The sequence below is a fragment of the Mesorhizobium sp. LSHC420B00 genome (assembly GCF_000503055.1).
GTDB lineage: Bacteria > Pseudomonadota > Alphaproteobacteria > Rhizobiales > Rhizobiaceae > Mesorhizobium.
The window spans coordinates 144,922-165,090 of the sequence record NZ_AYVY01000008.1 but is presented as its reverse complement, the minus strand read 5'-3'; the positions used below and the strand labels follow the sequence as shown (position 1 = coordinate 165,090).

Annotated in this window: 19 protein-coding genes and 1 tRNA gene; 8 read left to right on the top strand and 12 right to left on the bottom strand. The window is 55.8% G+C overall.

What is annotated here, in order from left to right:
* The first annotated feature begins 24 nt into the window (after window positions 1–24).
* Window positions 25–99 (top strand) — tRNA-Val (locus tag X760_RS54000).
* On the opposite strand, the gene X760_RS74705 is transcribed toward X760_RS54000, so the two are convergent.
* From X760_RS74705 to X760_RS74700, 3 genes are all read right to left on the bottom strand, one after another.
* On the bottom strand, window positions 78–1,250 hold the full coding sequence (locus X760_RS74705; protein ID WP_084642661.1) for a site-specific integrase: 1,173 nt from the start codon (window positions 1,248–1,250) through the stop codon (window positions 78–80). The genes X760_RS54000 and X760_RS74705 overlap by 22 nt on opposite strands.
* 226 nt (window positions 1,251–1,476) lie before the next feature.
* Window positions 1,477–1,749 carry a hypothetical protein gene (locus tag X760_RS53990; protein WP_210164497.1) on the bottom strand — a complete coding sequence of 91 codons (273 nt, stop codon included), beginning with the start codon at window positions 1,747–1,749 and terminating at the stop codon, window positions 1,477–1,479.
* Window positions 1,746–1,910, bottom strand: a complete 165-nt coding sequence (locus tag X760_RS74700) for an Arc family DNA-binding protein (protein ID WP_084642659.1) — start codon at window positions 1,908–1,910, stop codon at window positions 1,746–1,748. The genes X760_RS53990 and X760_RS74700 overlap by 4 nt, the downstream gene beginning before the upstream one ends.
* A 98-nt stretch (window positions 1,911–2,008) precedes the next feature.
* Between X760_RS74700 and X760_RS53985 the strand changes: the two genes are divergently transcribed.
* The 6 genes from X760_RS53985 to X760_RS53955 all read left to right on the top strand — a co-directional run bounded on the left by X760_RS53985 (window position 2,009) and on the right by X760_RS53955 (window position 5,329).
* Entirely contained in the window at window positions 2,009–2,302 is a 294-nt protein-coding gene (locus X760_RS53985) for an Arc family DNA-binding protein (RefSeq protein ID WP_023719082.1), read from the top strand.
* A 138-nt stretch (window positions 2,303–2,440) separates the two neighbouring features.
* Window positions 2,441–2,647: a hypothetical protein gene (locus X760_RS53980; RefSeq protein WP_023719081.1), complete on the top strand. Its 207-nt coding sequence runs from the start codon at window positions 2,441–2,443 to the stop codon at window positions 2,645–2,647.
* A gap of 10 nt (window positions 2,648–2,657) precedes the next feature.
* Complete coding sequence (locus tag X760_RS53975; RefSeq protein WP_023719080.1) at window positions 2,658–3,203, top strand: hypothetical protein; 546 nt, start codon at window positions 2,658–2,660, stop codon at window positions 3,201–3,203.
* Entirely contained in the window at window positions 3,200–3,535 is a 336-nt protein-coding gene (locus tag X760_RS53970; protein ID WP_031194037.1) for a hypothetical protein, read from the top strand. The genes X760_RS53975 and X760_RS53970 overlap by 4 nt, the downstream gene beginning before the upstream one ends.
* Before the next feature lie 65 nt (window positions 3,536–3,600).
* Window positions 3,601–3,978 (top strand): hypothetical protein, encoded by a 378-nt coding sequence (locus X760_RS53965; RefSeq protein WP_023719078.1) that lies wholly within the window; start codon window positions 3,601–3,603, stop codon window positions 3,976–3,978.
* A gap of 1,015 nt (window positions 3,979–4,993) precedes the next feature.
* Window positions 4,994–5,329 (top strand): helix-turn-helix transcriptional regulator, encoded by a 336-nt coding sequence (locus tag X760_RS53955; protein WP_031194035.1) that lies wholly within the window; start codon window positions 4,994–4,996, stop codon window positions 5,327–5,329.
* Between the two features lie 28 nt (window positions 5,330–5,357).
* On the opposite strand, the gene X760_RS53950 is transcribed toward X760_RS53955, so the two are convergent.
* From X760_RS53950 to X760_RS53940, 3 genes are all read right to left on the bottom strand, one after another.
* Window positions 5,358–9,152: an SIR2 family protein gene (locus tag X760_RS53950; protein ID WP_023719075.1), complete on the bottom strand. Its 3,795-nt coding sequence runs from the start codon at window positions 9,150–9,152 to the stop codon at window positions 5,358–5,360.
* Between the two features lie 119 nt (window positions 9,153–9,271).
* Window positions 9,272–9,682 carry a hypothetical protein gene (locus X760_RS53945; RefSeq protein ID WP_198030482.1) on the bottom strand — a complete coding sequence of 137 codons (411 nt, stop codon included), beginning with the start codon at window positions 9,680–9,682 and terminating at the stop codon, window positions 9,272–9,274.
* Between the two features lie 68 nt (window positions 9,683–9,750).
* The gene (locus tag X760_RS53940; RefSeq protein WP_245278587.1) at window positions 9,751–10,263 is read right to left on the bottom strand and encodes a hypothetical protein; all 513 of its coding nucleotides are present in this window, start codon (window positions 10,261–10,263) and stop codon (window positions 9,751–9,753) included.
* Between the two features lie 440 nt (window positions 10,264–10,703).
* Between X760_RS53940 and X760_RS73705 the strand changes: the two genes are divergently transcribed.
* Window positions 10,704–11,462, top strand: a complete 759-nt coding sequence (locus X760_RS73705; protein ID WP_023719072.1) for a competence protein CoiA family protein — start codon at window positions 10,704–10,706, stop codon at window positions 11,460–11,462.
* A gap of 156 nt (window positions 11,463–11,618) precedes the next feature.
* Here X760_RS73705 and X760_RS53930 read toward each other — a convergent pair whose 3' ends face one another.
* The 6 genes from X760_RS53930 to X760_RS53910 all read right to left on the bottom strand — a co-directional run bounded on the left by X760_RS53930 (window position 11,619) and on the right by X760_RS53910 (window position 20,033).
* Complete coding sequence (locus X760_RS53930) at window positions 11,619–12,017, bottom strand: hypothetical protein (protein ID WP_023719071.1); 399 nt, start codon at window positions 12,015–12,017, stop codon at window positions 11,619–11,621.
* A gap of 425 nt (window positions 12,018–12,442) precedes the next feature.
* Window positions 12,443–12,811, bottom strand: coding sequence for a very short patch repair endonuclease (locus X760_RS74695; RefSeq protein ID WP_348633218.1), 369 nt, complete (start codon window positions 12,809–12,811; stop codon window positions 12,443–12,445).
* 2,176 nt (window positions 12,812–14,987) lie between these two features.
* Entirely contained in the window at window positions 14,988–15,620 is a 633-nt protein-coding gene (locus tag X760_RS77950) for a site-specific integrase (RefSeq protein ID WP_280940416.1), read from the bottom strand.
* 331 nt (window positions 15,621–15,951) lie between these two features.
* Window positions 15,952–17,031 carry a hypothetical protein gene (locus X760_RS53920; RefSeq protein WP_023719067.1) on the bottom strand — a complete coding sequence of 360 codons (1,080 nt, stop codon included), beginning with the start codon at window positions 17,029–17,031 and terminating at the stop codon, window positions 15,952–15,954.
* Between the two features lie 570 nt (window positions 17,032–17,601).
* Complete coding sequence (locus X760_RS53915) at window positions 17,602–18,171, bottom strand: hypothetical protein (RefSeq protein WP_023719066.1); 570 nt, start codon at window positions 18,169–18,171, stop codon at window positions 17,602–17,604.
* 899 nt (window positions 18,172–19,070) lie between these two features.
* Window positions 19,071–20,033, bottom strand: coding sequence for a GDP-L-fucose synthase (locus X760_RS53910; protein ID WP_023719065.1), 963 nt, complete (start codon window positions 20,031–20,033; stop codon window positions 19,071–19,073).
* Window positions 20,034–20,169 lie beyond the last annotated feature (136 nt).

The window sequence follows — 20,169 nt, the reverse complement described above, 5'->3', positions numbered from 1 at the left end:
AATGGTGTATGCGCGGCTTCGGATGGGCGTGTAGCTCAGCGGGAGAGCACTGCATTGACATTGCAGGGGTCACAGGTTCAATCCCTGTCACGCCCACCATTCGATCCCCTTTGTAAGCTTGGTAAAACGTCTTCTTCGGGTTCTGCCGTTTTTTGCAGCTGACACGCAACTGACACGCGAAGCATCTTGGGCACGGGCAATGGCACGCCCAAATCAGCGAAATAGTTGTCTATCGCTGCTCTGGCCTTCGACAGGTAGTCCGGCGAATACTCGGCGTATTTTTCGGTGACACCCGGTCTGCGGTGGCCAAGAAGTCCCTCCACTTCCCACGCAGGCACTGACCGCTTCCGAAGCTCTACCGCCATGGTGTGACGTAAGCTGTACGGGCTGATCTCATCTGGCAAACCAGCCGCCCTGATCACGGTCTTAAAGCCCTTTTTGATGCTGTGTATCGGCTCCCCATGCCAGTTCACGAAGCGCGCTACGTCGCGCCGCTGCAGGAACGGCAAAAGTGTATCTGTGAGAGGCACGATTGGTCGATATTTCTTGGTCTGTTTTCTGCCCTTCGGGTTCAAGTGGATGTGACGGTCATCAGGCCGCACCTGTTCGGGGGCAAGGTCAAGGATGGCTTCCGGCCTCGCCAGTGTGTTTAGGGCGATGACCGTGTAGGCATAAAGATGCGGCCAACGCTGGACGGTTGTAAGAAACAACTGCATTTGCTCCTTGTCGAAGCGGCGATACTCCTTGGCGTCGGACCTGTCCCGCTCATCTATGATGAATGGCACGGATGTGATCTCCCCATGCTTCCACGCCATACGAATGGCGGCACGTCCTACGGCCATGACCCGGCTCACGTAGCTGTTGCTGAAATCCTTGCTTTTCAGCCACATCATGAACTCCTTCTGGCGTGGAATGGTAAGGTCGGCAACTGTCGCATCGCCCCAAAACTCGGTCCACCGGGCAAGGCCGTAGTTAGCTGCTTCTCGCGAAGGCAGGTTCTTTGCGTGACCTTCCCAATAGCGAACAAGGATCGTCGCCAGTGCCATGTCTGCCGGGGCTTGGTTCTTGATGGTTGCGTTCTTGGTGACGAACTCGGCTAACCGGACTTTGGCTTCTTGAAGGTCTTCTGTGCCAAGGCTAATGCGCTTTGTTTGTCGGGCGTGGGCGTCGTACCAAGTGGCTTTCCATATTGGGGAGTTTTTGTGCTGGGAGAGATAGTAGTTCCCGATTTGAAATCGATCTTCGGACATGGTTTTGAACTCTTACTGGACACGTAGAATTGAAGGTCCTCCAAGGTGTATCGGGAACGGTTGCCGACTTTCGCGAAACCGATCTCCCTGCGTTTCCTGATGCGCTGGAGTGTAGGAACGGAAACACCCAGCCATTGGGCCGCGTCCCGTTCTGACATACGATCAGATGCGAGGTTGGTGCGCTTATCGATGCTGCCCCGCATTGTCGCGATGAAATCCAGTGCCATCACGGCGAAACACTGTCTGTGAGTGTGACGCTCATGCTTCCATCTGCGGCATAGCTGATTTCAGCTTTTCCTTGCCGCATGGCTACGAAACTGATGAACACGTCCAGTTCGTTGCCGGGATTGGCATTCAACAAGTCTAGAAGCCACTTCTGTTCTCGCTTCGAAATCTCCAATCGCGAAGCCCGCTTCGTGCCCGAGAAAGTCACGAAAAGCTTTCGGCGCGCGTCTTGCTCAAACACTATGGACATTGGATCAAAGAGCCGGTCCATCACGCCACGTCCTGCTTGGCTGCTCGCTCCATTCGTTCACGAACCGCTCGAACGATCTCGCTGGCATGGGAACTCGCATTTCGTTCAGCCTGCTTTTCGAGCCAATTTTTGACGTCTTTCGGAACACGGATCGTGAGTTTGGGTGCGTCACTACTGGGGAACACTTTCGGTCTCCTCTATGTCAACTAGGCATATGTAGGCATCAAGTTGACCTGTATGTCAAGTCGGCATACTTTGGCATCGACCAGAGCGGAGAAGTGATTTGAGGAAGCGCTATCCCAGTGAGACGAAAGATAGGTTCATCATCCGGTTGCCGGACGGCATGCGGGACCAAATCAATGAAGCCGCGAAGATAAACGGCAGGACAATGACTGCCGAGATCGTCACCCGTCTGAGAATGTCATTTGAGAGCGAAGGGAAGTCGCCTTCGGGAGAACCCGTGCGGCCACTAGAGGAAGAAGTCGCGGAGTTGAAATCCCAGCTTAAGATTTTGACACGACGAATGAACGACGTTGACACGCGGACGCAACATCTATTGCCCGCAAAGAAGAAGTGAAATTGATTTCACTCCCGAAGCGGGGAAGATCGCCCGCACGACTTGCATCACTATGATGCGTTTTGCATCGCTCCCCGTTTGACGTTCGTGCGGGTGCGGCCCCATATCGCGCTCACAGGCAACAACCGGAGAAATCGAATGCTCAATAGGCGAAATCGCAAGCTGATTGACAAGGTAGGAAACCGCAAACTCTATCACGAAGAAATCCAGCAACCGGACGGGGCATGGGTCACGATCTACGAAGGCGAGGTCTACATGGACGTGCAAGGCGTCATGATGAAAACCCCCGATGATCCCGCGTGGAATAGTCAGGCGGAAGCTCGTGCTTGGTTGATGCAGGGCTAGAGGGGCACGCATGTTGGACGCAGGGCAAGTTTTGGAACAACTGGTCAACGGGGAGCCGTCGCGTTTAGACGCACTGCCCCGCGACTATGGTATCTATGCGCTGCACGATCATCATGGAGACATCCGCTATATCGGCATCACCAAGGGCGACAAGAACGGCTTCTATGGGCGCGTCTTCAGCCGCCATGTGAGCGGGTCTGAGGGCAGAAGTCACAAGTTCTCCCATGCCTACAATACCGGGCGCATGTGGCGGGAGAAGCGGGACAACAGTCCTGATGCTGGAGTGGCGAAACACCTGCGGACGGCGTTCGTAAGACGACATTGCCACGCATCCTATGTGATCGTTCCGCCCGCCTTCTGGAGCGATCTCCCCAGATTGGAACTTGCCGTGCAAGCCAATGCTCCCGATGGCATGTTCGCATGGGGGAGCAAACGCGCCTTCGATCCGCTCCCGGAGCCGAAAGAAATGGTGGACGCGCTACTTGATGTATTGCGCTTCACCCCCGCACAATGCGCCGCCATCGAACGGCAGGCGGCACTATGGAGGAAACTGTGACCGACGCTATTCCGACGCCCATTTTGGACATGCTGAAAGAGGAATGGCGCAAAGCCGACGACAGTCCGGCGTTCGACTATCCGTTTCAAAGGCGCGCAAATGACCCGTCCTTTTATGCCTATCGGCGCGATGATCCGAAGCACGACAACAACGGGGTTCGAACAGAAGAAGTGTCGAAGCTGGCAAAGCTGCCGATGTTTGACGGGCTGATACGGGAGACAAAGGAAGGATTTTCCTTCAATGAACACGCTCAACATGCGCTCACTGATTTTTGTAGTGAGGTTTATACTGCATGGGCCAAATGCGCGGAACGGCTGGGAGAGGTAGGCTGAGATTTTCTTGACCGCCGAAAGCCCTCGGTCTTACATTGATCGTCCGCCAACTCAGGGGACGAAGAATGCTCAGTTCCGAACAAATCGCAAAGGCCAAGCTTTCCACGCCTTACGGGCTGAAGGAAGGCTCGCACCACGAACACGACGACTGCATTCGCATCGCCTATGAGTGGCTAGACGCCCAAATGAAAACAAAAGGGGTCGTGCAGCGGTCGCGGGCACTGAAACACATGATTGAGAAGTGGGGCGGACGCTACGTTTCACAGTCGGATGTTGAAGTGGCGGCACACATCCACCCCGAAATTTTCGGAGCCTACCCACGCTACAACATCAGTGCGCGGTTGGTGCAACCAAACGATGCCCGCCTTGAGGGTATCTCGGAAGCGAAGACGCAAGACTATTCTATGCGTCAGCCTGAACTTACATACAAATCCAAGGAGTAAGTTAGCCGCGTTCAGCCGCACCCAGTGCCGATGCACGTCATGCAGTATTCCTTCATCAAAGCGATGGATCGTCACGTAGATGACCTTTTCCTTCTGCGCCTCGAAAAACCTTCATCGAGCAGCTTTCGGGCGGCGTAGTAGGCCGCGACCTCAGGGTTTCCTGTCCATCCTTTTGAGACGTCTGCGCACCTCTGTCGTCTGCCTCGCCGGCTCGATGGGCGCGGTGTCAAACTGACTTGGTTGTCCCGCAGCGCCCCCTTCTGGCGCGCGCTTAACTCAACTTACATCGTACATCTTGTTCCCGCGTAGCAGCATTTGATGCTTACAGCCGGGACACTTTGTCGAGCGGTCGCCCTCAGATCGGAAGAGCACACGTCTGNATTTGATGCTTACAGCCGGGACACTTTGTCGAGCGGTCGCCCTCACTTATGAGCCTGACCTTGGTCTTGCATCTCGGGCACGGCCCCTCACGGTAGAAGTTGGGTACGCCGGTGAAAATCGTGACTACGCCCGCAAGGCTAACAAAGACCCAAACGAGTATCCCAAGATAGATGATCGGCGGTATAGCAGCGGTCAGTACCGCAGATATGATGAACGCAAACAATCCGAGAAACCACAGGCCCATCGCGGTTCGCTTGCCGCCACCCTTGACCCCAATGGTTTCCGAACAGTTGAACTTGCCGTCGGGGGAAACTGCCTGCGTGTTGCCGCGCTTGGCGATCTCGTCCCCAAGATACTTCCTCGCCAGATTGAACTCCCGTTCGTCAATCTCGCCCTTTGCACGCATGGCAATCAGTTGCGCCAGAGGGTCATTGCCTGCATCATGAGTAGTTGTGCTTTCCATATCCCGTCTGCCCTACCCCGATCTGCGGACGCGCCCACTGCAAGTGACGCGAACAACGGTATCGTAGATGCAATAAGTTGCATTATGGTTACATGTTTGATTGCAATACCGATTATGCGTCACTGATGCCGCTTATGTACTCGCCTTACTGCTTTGCCGGTGGAGAACGGCATGGGCGATTTGCAAAGACGGTTTGGTCGGCTGGTAGCCGCGCATCGCAAGCGCATAGAACTGACGCAGGAGCAATTGGCAGAAAGAGCCAGTGTCAGCATTGATACGGTTCGGAAGATCGAGACCGGCGCATCCGGCGCAAGTTTCCCTATGATCGAAAAAATCGCGCTCGCTCTGGACGTGGACGAGGCTGAGCTATTTAGCACCGCGATCCCTTCAGGCAGCTTCAATCGCGGCAAGTTTCAGGAGATATCGGTTCGCCTAGCGGGGCTTTCAGAAAAAGAATTGCGCTGGGTTAGCGACCTTCTCGAAGTGGCTCTAAAAGCCAAGCAATAGGGTATCCACCCGCATTGCGCCTTAAGCGCTAGTTTGGCAGGAGATCGTCCAAATCCCGGTACTCTGGATCATCAATGAGGCTGGCGTCAGCGTGTACCATTCGAGTTAGCAGCGTCCGAGCTGTGTTGTCGTGGTCCCATTGGAACGGTCGGCAAATCCAAATCAGATGAAGAACGTCAGCTGGGAATTTCTCTATGAGACTAGAAGTGGCAGCAAAGTCTTCGTGGAGGTCCGGTCCCTTTCGGTCGAGGGCGTGCAAGATGGTACTGGCCTGAGGTAGCACTCGAAAAAGTTGATTGCGTTCGAACCATCTCATTGCGTCGGGGAATTTAGCGCCGCAATAGAGCGATGCCATGGCGAAATCTTCGGCAATCTGGTCGGAGCGTTTAGAAGCGTCCCTTGGCCAACATCGACTAAGCCAAGGTCCGACCGTTCTTTCCCAATACGCCGCACTGTTTGCTTTTGAGTTCAAAACACGCTGCCGTACGAAACCAGAAACATGGTGCAATGCCTTTTGAGAAAGCTTGCCAAGCGCCGCTTTGGCTTCGTCCAATGAGAGCGATTGCATTTCTAAGGACGCCAAAACAAGCATCTGGCACAGCACACCATAGCTGTGAACATCAATGTCCTCTTCTCTTCGCATCGCCTCTAGAAAATAGGGTTTAAGCGCCTTGAACAGGTCAGGGCTAATACGAGCGGGCCAAAGAAATCCTTCCCAATATGCGGCTGCACTTGGATTAGCGCCCCAATCCAAAAGGGGTATTATCTCTCGCTCAGCCCAAGGTGGGTCAACAGCGTGCATGATTTCTAGGCGGGAAGCTGCGATTACGGACGACGGATCAAAGCGAGAATGATCAGTCCGGCGCACGGCAGTTGAAATGCGGGACGCTAAGTCATTGGGTAGACCACTTCCTACCTTTGCATCGGCGGGCCAAAGAAATCCAATGAGTTGTTCCGAAAGTTCGCCGCCGGGATCATTGATCGTAAGGCTAACTGCCCCATTGCTCGCCGCTTCTGGCATCGGGGTGGACACCGCGTTTGTCCAGATGCGATCCCAAACTGACAGATACTTTTCCATCGTCAGGTCTGCTACGGGCGCGTCTCGCCAGAATTGCACAACTGCATGCGCGACTTCTCGTGCTTGGAGAACCACTTCTGGAGCAGTCTCCAACGTGTCTACTGCACGTCGCATCAAGGCAATGGTCGTCGTTTCCAACCCGCCATCGGTTTGCTCGTGCTGTGAAGTGGCGGCGGATGTCTTTAAATTGGTAGCCAGCCCATAAAATCCCTCTCTCCAAAATCTAGGCTCCGGCAGGCCGAACTTGATCGCTTCTTCCATTGTGGCGATAGCGGCCTCGGGGCTTTCAACAGCCAGTTTTCTAAACATGTCCGCGTTGTCCGGTTGCCAATGCTCCACCCGCTCTGCTGAGGTCAGTTTTATGAATAGAGAAAATGCGCCCGGGCTAACGTCCTCGTCCCAGTGAACGCCTCTAGCGCCACCTGAGTAGATGACGAACTCATCGCTATGATCGTCGGGTAAAGCCGATGGAAACTTCTGGGTTAGTTCAGTCAGCAAGGTCTTCGCCTTCACAGGAAAAGCGATCTCTCCTTGGGCCAACTTCTTTAAGAGCGACACGATCTCTCGCTCTCGAAACTCACTCCAACGATCCTGCTCAACGTCTGGGAATGTCGTACGACTAGGCCCTAACTGTATCTGCCCAACCAATTTGGAAATTTGATCGGTGGTCCAGAAGCTTACTCTGCGTCTCAGGTATCGGTTGACCTCGCGCTGGATGCCCGTTCGCCAGAGATCCGCCCCCTCATTAGCCAGAAGGCGGCACAATGCAGATGCATCAAGTGGCTCTCCAATTTCCAACGCCGCGTAAAAGAAGAGACGTCGGAACACCGGGTATTCCAACCGATCCCAACGCTGTGCGAGTGAGATCGCTCGGGCTCGGTCAATTCTAGAAAGGCGAACAAAACTGTCGCGGAGTAAGAAAACAAGTTGACCGAACTCTTCTACGAATTTGTTTTGATCGTGAGGTGAAATCGACGGAATTGAGTAGCCAGAACCATCATCGAATTCTGAACTAGCTCCAACGATTTTTAGCCAACCCAGACTAGATATAATAAGATCAGTCAGTGGCTCAGCGAGCGTCTCTAGGCCGTCAATCTCCGAGCTACTTCCAACAAGTTGCTTCAAACGGTGATCGAAACTCTGGTCTGCTAGTTTCAATTCGAACCTGAAGGATTTGAGAAAATTCTTGTTGTTCGCTTCCAACTCCTCCTGCTCGAACTCTCTGTACGGCGATGGTTGAATGTCCAGCCGCAGGGCGAAGTTCGAAAGCAGCTCCTTAGCAGCGATAGGGTTCGAGAGATTGAGCGCGTCGCGCAAACCGGACCAATAGCTAACAGGGGAATGAGAGATACGGTAAGCGTCACTAGTCAAAATGTCCCAAAACAAGCGGTGATCAGGCCCGAGACCCTGACGATGGCGCTTATTTCCGGGATGGCTATATTCGTTGGAAAAGGCGGGGTGTGGCACGCCGCCATTTGTCAGAAACCAGTCTGCGAGTTCCACTGTACGAAGGTGTCTTTGCATCCAACGAAGGAGCTCGATTGTGGTGGGCTTTAAATGCCCGATGTTCCCGCCTCGTGTTACCGAGCCTCGATATTCGATGTCAGCAATATCTTTATTGGTGCGCCCACCGTTCTTGGATACAACTTCGATCCATTCGGCCAAGGAATAGACTTGATCTAGCAGCCCATTCTTGGCGAAAACAGGCAGCCACTTCACATCTGCAGTTTGATCCGGCGTATCGGCGAGGGCCTTCGCTGCTTTTCCGCTCTCGTCGCGCAACGCCCAAAGCAAACGCTCGGCTGTGAAGCTATCTTCGGCAAGATAGGGTTTTTGCCCTTCGTTCAGAGCAAGCGTCTCTCTCGCCCTCTGCCCGCCAGCTGCGAGTTCAGCCCAAGCTTTTAAGGTCTTATACAACCGAAAATGCTTTCCCTGCTGTTTAGTCAAATAGGGAATGACTTTGACCGGCCTGTGCTCCCAAGCTCTGAGAACCTGCTGCATCTTTCCTGCCGAATGAGAAATGAATGCATAAGGCTGCCGGAAACTCGAACCGTCTCGCAACTGCGCCACAGAAATGGCGTCGAGTAAATATCGCATCACCGGATCGCTTAGGCTGTACCCAATGAAAACAACGGTGAAGTTGCGCAATAACTCCACAACAAATCGGCTACAATAGCCATCAGTGATGTACGCTTCGCCGAAATCTGCGGAAGTAAGCACTAAATCAGAAAGGCTATTCACATCGTTCGATTTTTCGGAAAGTAAGCCATGCAAATGAACAACGCTGTTCCACCGCTTCTTCTTTGGAATTGGAAGCCGTGGCGCTGCATCGACACTGAAACGGTTTTGCTCGTCGGCCTGAATGAAAAGCCGATCGAAATTTGTCGTGACTAATCGATTTCCATGCCCTTGCGTCACAAGATCGAGAAGAATTTCGTGAACTCGAAGGGTGAGAGGTGGCACGGAAAGAATATCACGAACTCCTGTCCGAAGCATCCCACCTGTACCAATCTGCTTTTCCAAAATTGATAACGCAAAATCGAAATTCCTATTTGAGATCGCGTCGTCCAGTTCGGGCGTATCGGATATAGGGTTCAGGTCCCTCAGTTGGTTAACCAGTTTGGCAAACAACGGATATCCGGCATCGACAGAGACACCAGCTCCGCAAAAAAATACGACATCTCCGTCCGCATGTGCGTTCAGGAGATGCTCGGGAATGTCAGGCCCTTCAGGTATGAATTGCATTTTCGTTGGACTGCATCGGCCTGTCTGAGAAACTCTCTATGTTTTGCACATACTAGGCTACCTCACGCCACGGCAATGAAGAAGAGGCGGTCAGCGCGTCAACGAATTTTGCTGGTCCGTTATGCTGGTATTTCCAGCGGCTCTAGCGTGAAGTTCGCGCGATACCGGCGGAACAGAGGATCAATCTGGTCGACGCGAAAATACCGCTCCGATGCTGTTTTGCTGGTCGGCTGGTCCCGCCTAGCTAACTCGTCTGTTACCGACCTCGGGATCAAATAAATCTGTCTGCTGTTGATCTCACCGACAAACAAAAGAACAACAGCCAGCCAATCAAAAAGATCATAATCGTTGTAGCCTACGTAGGCTGCCCCTCTTTTATAGGTACGTGATTTGACCGATATGCGCTGTGGCTCCGAGTTCAGCGGCTGTGCGATGACATCGTAACCGGGCCAGTTGTCCGGCACTTTTAGGGCGGGAATGCCCGCAAGTGTCAGCTCGGCGGCTACGATCATTTCGCAGGCATCGCCCATTTGCTTCGTCGTATATCGTCTTGGTGCAGTCGTCGCGACGTTGGCGGGGGAGGCATCTAGCGGAACCGTTAGCATGCGAGAAAATCCCCGTTCCCGGTGGCCCAGCCTAGGCGGAGCCGCTGCCCTGACTTCAGGGTCACCGTGCTCGACTGGTCAGGTTCAGCCTCAGCACCAAGGAGGTGCGCGAAACTTGCAAAATCCTCGAACCACATGCGGGCTGGCGAGAACGAGTGGACGATCATGGCGGCTTCATCGGTCTTGAACCGCCGCGCCTCGATGAGCGCGGACGCCGTCCGGTGCATCAACTGATAGCGGATATGAGACGGCGGCACCTCATCCAAACAGAGCAGGCCACATAGCTGGCGCATGCGATCTCGCTTTTGCTGCGATGGTTGTGCAAACCACTCTCCGACGGGCGGACCGAACGGCTCGTTCACCTTGCCTTCGATGGTTGCAGCGCAGGTCTGATCGCCGAACCGGATCAAAGCGAACACATCGTTCTGGCTGTCGCGATTTCCCCCGTCCAGCGCCACTTTGTGCTCAGGAAGCGCAAGCAGCAACTCGACCAGCCCATCGAACATGTGAGCGATCTCCTGCGGCAAGCCGTCGGCGTTTTCCCAGCAGTGCGCAAGGGTCTTTGCTGAGTAGCCGGTTCGCCATTGCCTCTCGGGTTCCGCAAGAAACGCCTGCCAACTCGCCGGGCCTTGGCTGGGAATATAAACCCGCGTCCTACGTCGCTCACGTGCGGGTGCCCCGAGTTGATCCACAGCTCAAGTATCCCTTCCCAAACGAACCAAAGTTTTTTGCCACCACTCCACGTACATGCTCCGCCGTGTAAACCAACTTTGACACATCGTAGGAGGGATCGAATGACCATCCGTAAAACAGACAAGTAAAAGTTGAAGCACCTCATGACACTTGGCGGGATTGAAGGCTCCGATATGTAGACCGAAGCGGAAAGCTTTGACCCTGCAGCCAAATCGGATACTCATCACCCCCTTGGGAGGTTGGGGGATTGAACGTGAAGTTTGCACTGGTCGGTGGCGAGCGCCGAGAACCCGAGCCGACCCTCACCGGGCAGTGCCCCGGTTGCGGCGAGACGGTGACTGCGAAATGTGGAACCCAGCGTGTCTGGCATTGGGCGCATAAGGGTCTGCGAACCTGCGACCCGTGGTGGGAGCCTGAAACCGAATGGCATCGGCGCTGGAAAAACCTGTTCCCGGTCTCGTGGCAGGAGACGGTAAGGCGGTCGGAAACGACCGGTGAGCGTCACATTGCAGATGTCCAAACGCCACACGGTCTTGTCATCGAATTTCAGCACTCAACGATCACTCCAGCCGAGCGCGTGTCACGGGAGCATTTTTATCGGGACATGATCTGGGTTGTTGACGGCACGCTAGCAAAGAAGGATCGCCCGAGGATTGATAAGGGCCTGCCAGATTGGCGTTGGCAGCCAGAGAATAAATACACCGCCAAGTTTTTGGTAGAAAATTTTCTGCCAAGCTTCTGGGTCAAGTGTGATGTTCCGGTACTATTCGACTTCGACGGTCTGCTCGTGGGCCCGTCCACAGAACGGCAAAATCATCTGATTTGCCTGCTACCGAACCGCTATAGAGAGGATCAAGCAGTGTTCTTTCCCATGGCACGCTCAACATTGGTGGGCATCGCCAACAACGAAACCAGCATTCCCGATTGGCGAGAAATCTGTCGAGACTTAGACGCAAACCGGATGCAAGTTCCCACGGCGTCCAATCGACTTCAAGTGCTCTACCGCAGGTAACGTCCTCCGTTTCGGTCAAGAATTGCGGTAGTTGCGCCAAAGGGGCGCAAGGACAAAAAATCGGGACATTGCCCAGCTACCCGCCACGGCTTACGCGAGGGCACCGGCATAGGCTTCTAAAATCCGCCAGCGATGCCTCTTGAGGTGTATCAGGGGTTAGGACTTACCGTCAGACGAAGCACTCGCATCGAAACCGGGGGGTGGAAGATAGGCGGCAGCCTCCCACACGCCTTGATAACGCTGGATCAATCCGTCCTGTGGCAAGTCCATGCCTGCAATTGCCGCAACCTGTCCTAGACAGCGGCTAAGGTGGCCTCGCAGCAGCTCCAAAGCGTCAAAGTACGCCTGTCGAACGTCGGGGGGGCGATGAAAGTCGCGCTGCCTGTCTGAGATCGGTTCATTCTCGGAACGGCGAAGCCATTCCTCATAGGTGAGGAATTGCCGTATGCCTTGGGTCATGACGTCCAGCAGAAGGAACAGCGGGCCATCGTCGTCCGACGCCAGTTCGACCTGCTTATCAACAAGTGTGGATCGGACCTTTTGAAGCGATGCCAAGGCATTGTCGATGCAGTGGTCGCAGCATTCCCACGAGGAGAGTACCCTGCGATCCTCAACCTGATGACAACCTCGCGCGCAATCTGCCGCTCTCTATCCTTCGGGCTTACCGTGACGCTCACAAAGGGTAGATTGAGCGTCACATCCCCGACACGATTTTGCATCTGCCGCCGAGCCTTCTTCAACAGCTCCCGCAAGTCGAACTGAAACGGTATCGCGCCTGTTCTCATAGCCTGATTGTAAGCCATTAGGCTGTCAAATGCGATGAGCGCTACGCACGACGCCTGCCGCGTTGCTAGTGAACAGGTCGCCGTCGGGGGTGGAGCGTGCAACCGACATGTTGCGCCATTGCATGGCCACAGGTGTCCGGGCGCTGATTGTTCGCGGCAAGGGAACCCAATCACTGGTCCATTAGTGAAACGAAATCAACTGAATAATACTTTTAGTCGCGCCACGAGAAATTCGCGGTCGGCAGTTTCGCATTCCCAGATGATTTCAACGCGCCACCCATCGTCTCTCAGCAATTGGGCTGTTCGGCTATCACGCGCCACGTTCCCGTCAAATTTGGCTTGCCAAAACTCGCTTCTAGTCGTTGGCATCGTGCATCTCTTGCAGCCCGGGTGGCGATGCCAGAAGCAGCCATGAACAAAAATCACCAGCCTATGGCGAACAAAAACCAAGTCTGGATGGCCGGGAAGTTTTGGATCGTGGAGACGAAATCTCAAACCGACCGAGTGGGCAACCTTCCTGACCGCAATCTCTGGCGCGGTATCCTTTCCACGAACCCGCGCCATATTCGCACTTCGCGCTGCGCTACTGATCCGATCAACCATTGACAGTCCGACTTCGCAATTTGCTGCCCAAACGGGATGACCCGGGGTCAAATCCTGTGTGAAATTTGAGAGGCTCACCGGGGAAGAGACTAAGTCGTCTGAAAAACTTGGGCAATCGGGGCAAAAAGCCCGCTGCGGCCGGGCTTTTGCCCCACGGAATACGCTGTCGCTTCATTTCCGACTTCCGAAATCCGCTAGCCATGTTTCACCCCGACGCCCGCGCGGGGCAGTTTTTATAGCGTAATAATAAGGAGTTATCCCCGTTGGGACCCTGCCCGCGGACAACGCCCTGTTGTATTCGACGCCCACTGAACCTACCATCATGGGCAAGCATAATCGGGGGAACAAGAAACTGAACATCGAAGCACTGCCAAAACTGCCTGTGCATCTTCAGAGGCTCGTGGACCTGTTGCCTCTTAACAAGGAGGTTCACAGAAGTGAGCTTGAGAGCGCCTACGGTCGGTCGAACTATGCACGTCGCATCAGAAAGATCATTGCGGAGTATGGTTGGGACATCCACCGGCGACGAGGTTCGAACGGCGCGAACGACGACTGGTACACACGCACCTCCGAAGGGCCCATCCGAGAGGCTCGTATACGCAGGGAAGTTGCTCCGGCAGTGAGACGGCAAATCTACGCACGGGACAAGTTTGTCTGTCAGATGTGCGGCATAGATGTGAGCACTGGGCAAGACTTAACCCGCGCTCAATGTGACCACAAAGTTCCTGCGGAAAGAGGAGGACCGTCGATTGAGACGAACCTCATGACTTTGTGCCTGCAGTGCAATCTAAAGAAGCGACAAGCCTGCAAACATTGCGACTTGCCGGGCTGCGCGCAATGTCCTTACGCATTCCCCGAAAATTTCGTACAAGCGCTGGTTCTGCGGCTTCCCGCTGAGACTGCCCGTACACTCGCGCGAATGTCGGAAAAACAGGGTATCCCACCAGCGATGATAATCAGCCAGCTAATCGATCAGAACTGACGCAGGAAAGTAGCGAACGGACGGTCTCAGCAACTCTTCGCGCAAGCAGGACGGGTACGGCGTTGCCGATTTGTTTTGCAACTTGGAAGTTGCTGCCGACGAATTCGAAGTGATCAGGAAAAGTTTGCAATCTGGCACCCTCTCGCACCGTGAGCGATCTGTCGGCTTCAGGGTGCAAATACCGACCTTTCTCGGGCTTCTGGAACTCCGTTCGAATGGTGAGCGATGGTGCATCCCATGTCAGGCGACCCATTAGGTCAGCACTACCGCCGCTCTTAGGATTTTTGTTCAGCCAGCAGGCGAGTTGGATTTCATCTGGAATGTGCTTTCTGTTCCCTCCCGGTGGGATAGATCGATATCGCCTCAACGACAGTTCTCTGACCTCCCGTCGATCATGCCGCATTTGCCCATCAGGTTCTAGCGGAAGGTCACCGATGGCATCTCTGACTGTTCTCCATCTTTGGAGACCGAGCAGTGAGGGTTCTCGCTGATGTGTCAGTTCAGGCAATTTCGGCCGACCAATCCTGCTTCCGACTACTATCGCTCGCTGTCTGCGCTGTGGAACTCCGAAGTCAGCTGCATTGAGCACTCCGTGGGTTAGCTCGTAGCCGAGCCGACGTGCTTCCTTCTGCAACCTCTCCCATGCAAAATGTTTGAAAAAATCCGGAACATTCTCAACCACAAACACTTTGGGCTGCGCCTGCTCTACACACCGCATGTAGTCTGACCAGAGGGCGTTGCCTTCGAAGCTCTTTTCGGTCGGGTGCCCATGGGCTTGCTTTCCCAGCCGACTGAAGCCCTGACAAGGCGGTCCCCCGATCACAACGTCTGCTCTGGGGAACTCGTGCACTAGTCGGATGTCACCTTCGTGCAGGTGATCTCCGAAGTTGCGCCTGTAAGTCGCAGATGCATGCCTATCTACCTCAACCGCGAAGACGGGCCGAAAGCCAGCTTGGACAAATCCTAGCGTTGCGCCACCGGCTCCGCAAAATAGGTCGATCATGGTCGGCATTGGCACCTGCTTCGTATCCACTGTTCGTTTTATGTTCTCGTCACTCATATTCGTCAATAGATAACGCAAATGTGCTCGTGATCTCGGTGTTGATGCGTCTCGTTCGTGCCGACTGTAGAGATATCCACGACTTCTTTTTATTTTTAGAGAAGCCTGCCGGAGGCTGCGTCATCGAACAGATCGACATCGCGGATGTAGCGGGCAAGGCTCGCCTCCGAGCGATGGCCGGTGGTCTGCCTGACCTTGTAAGTCGAGGCTCCGGCCATGACGGCGGCGGTAGCAAACCCGGACCGCAGCGAGTGGCCGGAGAAGTCGGCAGGATCGTATCCGGCATTTTCAAGGCGGGTCTTGATGACGTTGCTGACGACCTCGCCTGAAATGCGCCCGCGAAGAATGTGGCCGTGCTTGTTCATGGCAAGGAAGATCGGCCCTGCGGTGATTGCGGCAATCTCCAGCCAGTGTATGAGCGCCGCGACCGGGCAATGGCGGGTCCGTCCGAAGGGAACTGCGATCTTGCGGCCCGCAGCCTCTTGGTCGGTTTTGGATCGGCGCAGCGTGACCAGCGCGCCGCGAGTGGTAAACTCGACGTCGCCTACGTCTAGCGCCACGAGTTCCGACCTGCGCATTGCAGTCGAAAAGCCGAATATCAGCATGGCCCGATCCCGCGCATCTTTTGGGCGGTCGCCAAGCCTATCAAGGACAGCAAACAAATCGTCGCGGAGAAGCGCCTGCGCCTGACGTTGTGCGGTGCCGAGGGTTCGTCTGATACCTCGCATTGTCGCTCTCACGATCTCGGTCTTTGTCGGATTGTTCGCACCCGCCGCCTGATGGGCCTTCGATATCGATGCAACCCGGCGCTGAATGGTTGCCGACTTATGGGCTATCGTCAGGTGGGCGAGATAGGTTGCTACCATTTCGGGGGAAGCCGGTATCATGCCGCCCCAAGCCTCGAAATGGCGGAGGTCTGAGGCGTAGGCCCGCTTTGTCGCGCTGGCGAGTGAGTTTGATAGCAGGTCCCGCACATTGTCTGGCAACATCCCGGCCAACCCGCCACGGTCAGTGAAATTGATTTCACTCACCCTCAGCGGGACCGTTGCTTGGGAGGTCTCAGCGGACATTTGCGCGCTCCGCGTCGATGTTGGGAAGGTCAGCGCGCACCATGTCGAGAAGCTCGGCGGGATCAGCAAGCTTCATTCCATGGAAGCCGCTATCGGCCAGCCAGCGAACGGTTGCGGCGGCTGGCCATTCGATCCTTTGTCGGACCAGCCCTCCCTCAACTCGGAATAACGCACCCGCGAGCACGGAAAGATGCCGTCGGGCAGGCACATGCTTGCTTAGCCAGCGTCCAGCGGCTGTCGCGCCTTTCAGGAAGCGAGCCAGCGACGCCTTACCTTCCCATGAAAACGCATCGAGGCAATAAGTCGGCAGGCCATTGCGCCCTATCACGATGGGCGGGAACTCGTCATTGGCGACGGAAAGCTCACCGGATGGACGGGCGAGGCTGAGTAGCGGCATCAACACCGGCAGCGCCTCGCGGGTGCGACGCCATCCCTGCTCGGCAAGGTCCACGATCCCGTGCTCAACGTTCGCCACGCGCATCGCGGCGAACAGCGCCTTGGGGTCGGCGGTCTGACCTTCGACCTGTCCTGTCCAGCGCGTCCCGGATGCATGTAACGCCGCTAGGGAGGCCCCCAGAAGCGCGCCGCGTTCCCGGACGCGGGAAAGGTGCTCCGATAGGTTTTCGCCTGCCAGTGCGCCTCGTAGCTCGTCAAGCTCATGGTGAAACGAGAGGCTTAAGAATATATCGTCGCTCGCCCGGCACTTCGGGGCAGCACACATGCGGGCGACAAGCATGCTCGCAACATGCCACTCACCGCCGACTGCCTCGCGCACATTCTTCCCAGATGTGCCCGCCATGATCAGCCCGACCGTTTCCAAATCGGCCAGCCCTATGTCCTCGAACCCAACCCCCGCAAGTCGCCGCCAGAGCTTCGCCGGATCGGTCGCCAACAGAGTTGCGGCTGCACGAGTGGCAAGATCGACATCACCACGTCGGATGCCCTTCTGTAGGGCGCTCATAGCGACCCACGGCGATATTCGGAGCGGTTCGACTGCCGGGGTCTTGTGATCAGAAGCGAGCGCTTTGAAGGTCGGGTCGGCGGCGTCGAAAAGAGAGTGGAGCTGCATGTCTGGTCTCCCATGTTCGGGAGGGCCAGAACTTTGGCCCCGCATGCAAGCGTGGGGAACAAGCTGAACGCTTGCGAACATTATGTCGGCTAGGATGTGGCTATTGTACCCAAGGGTTAACCTCAGCCTGCCGGGGTCGCCCGATGGTTTCGCGGCACATCGACGATCTACGATGTTATTGGAGCGGCGGTCCTTTCAGAGAGGCAGCCAGCATAAGCATTTTGGATGGGGTATCGCCAGATGTAATGGGACCCATCCTCCATGTGTGAAATTGATTTCACACTCCTTTGGAACATCCTCAAACTGCTACCCTCGCCTCGTGATGTCCCCGTCGTCCCTAGGCAGATCGTGCACGCGAGGACACTGTTGCGGGGTGATCACTCACAGCATGGAGAATGCCCTCCACCGCCTGAGCTTGATGGCCCTTGCTCCGGGGTCATACATCGCTTTCTGGAAATGTCCCGCGAGCGTCGTCAATGTCTCAGCTACATCCCCCCGCCACCGACAGATATGTAGACGGAGCTTGACTGCTTTGGCGGACGACAAACAGGGTTGCGCCTATATACCGATCTAGACTTCCGCCCGCAGCAGGTTTGGTTTTTCGCGCTTCGCAGTGATCTTCAGGACGTAGCGGGGGTCGATCTTGGCGATCAGTTGCTGGTGCGAAGCCGATGCGTTGTCGAAATTCAAATGGGGACGATGTTCGGGCCAAAGCCTAGCGAATTTTCGCTCGTACTTCTCGGGGGTGACGGATGCAAACTCGGGATGCTCTTGCATGTCTTCATAGGACATGGGGAGGGGTTCTTCACCATACATTTCCCGTTGAGATTGGTAGTAATCGGCCATCCGCTTGAAGCGGATTTCGTCGGCAGTGAGGGGGCGGGGCTGCTGGAGCGCTGGCGAGTGCTTTTGGATGTACCCGGACGAGTGGAGGGGCGATGACGGCGGGGCGGTGCGCTTCCCCTCTATGATCTCGTCGTGAGACCAACCGCGCTCCTCACGCTTGCGGATCGTCGTGGGAGCAACACCTTGCTGTTTCGCAAGTCGGGAAACAGTGTAGGTGTCCCCTGTGCGTGAATAGTAGAAAATCCGGGTGTCGGACTTGTTGTTATTCTGGGTGCGCTTGTCCGCCCATCGCACTTTACCGGGGCCATATTCCGGGTCGGAGTTGACGATCCTGTCGAGCGTTGCACCGGGGGCGGGAGCTGGCCCGACGTGTCGTAGGAAACTGGGGAACTTGCGGAAACTCGGGATGGATCACCGCTCCATCGCTTTTTTGTCGAGATAGCATATTGCGGTGTGTGTTCGCTTCGGCTCTGTAGCGTCTCCTCAGCTCCATCGTGGGCAGAGTTTCACAGTCTACGATGTAATCGCCTTCGGTGCTTACATGCAGTGTTTTCTCAACCGTGCGACACGACATTTTCTTTTTACTTGTGAGCGTGACATGGACAGGTGCCGACCCGCCGGAACCCGCCGGGTTTCCGGGCTTCCGTGCTTTTTTCCCATGTCGCGCTGATTGAGAAAGTTTGACTGCTTTAGGCATGGTCGGGTCCGATCCTTTGGTTGTGGTCGGACGCGAAATGCGGTACAAATAGAACCGCTTCTGACAAGGAGCATCCGACAATTTGACCGCCGCCCTTTTCCGAGGGTGGCGGTTTTGTATGCTAGGGCCGATATGGCCATGAGAGGAAGTTCGACGCCCGCCAGCAGAGCATTCTGTGATCCGATGCCCCGACCGCTCCTTTTCCTTGAACTCGGCATTGGAGCGTCGCTCCCGGGAGAGTAGTGACACACAAGTGACACGCGGCCCCATGCTAAACCCTGAAAATCGTTAGTTTCACGTGACGGCGCGTGATAGCGTTTGATAGAGTTTCCCCTTGGTTTCGTTGGATTGCTCCGCCGTTGACATTGCAGGGGTCACAGGTTCAATCCCTGTCACGCCCACCATCCAGACAATCCCTCAATCGGCCGTCGGTGTTTTCATCGGCTGACGTTCTCGGCCTGATCCGATCCTGACGCCGAGCTCGCCAATACCGACCTCAGGCCGCGCCGAGGCGGAGATCGCCGGTCTCGACGTGCTGGAGAAACCACGCATAGGTCTGTTCCAATCCGCTGCGCAGCGAGTAGCGCGGGCGCCAGCCGGTGGCGAACAGGCGCGATACGTCCATCAGCTTGCGCGGCGTGCCGTCCGGCTTTGTCGGATCGAATGTGATCGTGGCATCGGCGCCGGCGACCGACACGATGGTGCGGGCAAGGTCGGCAATGGTGATGTCTTCCCCAGAGCCGACATTGATGTGGCTGTCGCCGGCATAATTCTTCAACAGCCAGACCAGGGCGTCGGCGGCGTCGTCGACATGCAGGAATTCGCGCATCGGCGTGCCCGATCCCCACACCTCCAGGCTCTTGCGGCCGGCGCGCCTGGCCTCGTGCGCCTTGCGCATCAGAGCGGGCACGACATGGCTGGAATTGAGGTCGAAATTGTCGCCCGGGCCGTAGAGATTGGTCGGCATCGCCGAGATGTAGTCGACACCGTATTGGCGCCGGTAGGCCTGGCACAGTTTCAGTCCGGCGATCTTGGCGATCGCATACCATTCGTTGGTGGGTTCGAGCGGGCCGCTCAGCAAGGCGTCCTCGGAGATCGGCTGCGCCGCGAATTTGGGATAGATGCAGGATGAACCGAGAAACAGCAGCTTCTGCACCTCGTTACGGAAGGCGCTGTCGATGACATTGTTCTGCATGACGAGGTTGTCCTGCAGAAAATCGACCGGAAGCCTGTCGTTGGCCAGGATACCGCCGACCTTGGCCGCTGCCATCACCACTGCATCCGGCTTGCGGTCGGCCATCCAGCGCCGCACCCCGGCCTGGTCGAGAAGATCGAGCTCGGCGCGCGAGGCGGTCAGGACCTCGCAATCCTCGTCGGCCAATCTGCGCAGGATGGCCGAGCCGACCATGCCGCGATGCCCGGCGACAAAAACGCGCTTGCCCTGAAGGTCGAAGGTCATCAACTCACCCCAATGCAGAACGGCAGCTTTGCCAGTGGCCGGCGGAGCGCCGGATCGGCTTCTCTGTTGCCGGACGCATACCGCATACAGATTTATCCAGACAAGCCAAATCGCAAAACCACCCAAACCAGGCGTT

Bases quoted from the DNA above. Each gene is read 5' to 3' on its own strand.
- X760_RS53965 (WP_023719078.1), top strand. From the start codon at position 3,601: ATGCTCAGTTCCGAACAAATCGCAAAGGCCAAGCTTTCCACGCCTTAC.
- X760_RS53975 (WP_023719080.1), top strand. From the start codon at position 2,658: ATGTTGGACGCAGGGCAAGTTTTGGAACAACTGGTCAACGGGGAGCCG.
- X760_RS74705 (WP_084642661.1), bottom strand. From the start codon at position 1,250: ATGTCCGAAGATCGATTTCAAATCGGGAACTACTATCTCTCCCAGCAC.
- X760_RS53910 (WP_023719065.1), bottom strand. From the start codon at position 20,033: ATGACCTTCGACCTTCAGGGCAAGCGCGTTTTTGTCGCCGGGCATCGC.
- X760_RS53920 (WP_023719067.1), bottom strand. From the start codon at position 17,031: ATGCAGCTCCACTCTCTTTTCGACGCCGCCGACCCGACCTTCAAAGCG.
- X760_RS53950 (WP_023719075.1), bottom strand. From the start codon at position 9,152: ATGCAATTCATACCTGAAGGGCCTGACATTCCCGAGCATCTCCTGAAC.
- X760_RS53945 (WP_198030482.1), bottom strand. From the start codon at position 9,682: ATGGGCGATGCCTGCGAAATGATCGTAGCCGCCGAGCTGACACTTGCG.
- X760_RS77950 (WP_280940416.1), bottom strand. From the start codon at position 15,620: ATGCGAGGTATCAGACGAACCCTCGGCACCGCACAACGTCAGGCGCAG.
- X760_RS53940 (WP_245278587.1), bottom strand. From the start codon at position 10,263: ATGTTCGATGGGCTGGTCGAGTTGCTGCTTGCGCTTCCTGAGCACAAA.
- X760_RS53955 (WP_031194035.1), top strand. From the start codon at position 4,994: ATGGGCGATTTGCAAAGACGGTTTGGTCGGCTGGTAGCCGCGCATCGC.
- X760_RS74695 (WP_348633218.1), bottom strand. From the start codon at position 12,811: ATGGCGCGGGTTCGTGGAAAGGATACCGCGCCAGAGATTGCGGTCAGG.
- X760_RS53980 (WP_023719081.1), top strand. From the start codon at position 2,441: ATGCTCAATAGGCGAAATCGCAAGCTGATTGACAAGGTAGGAAACCGC.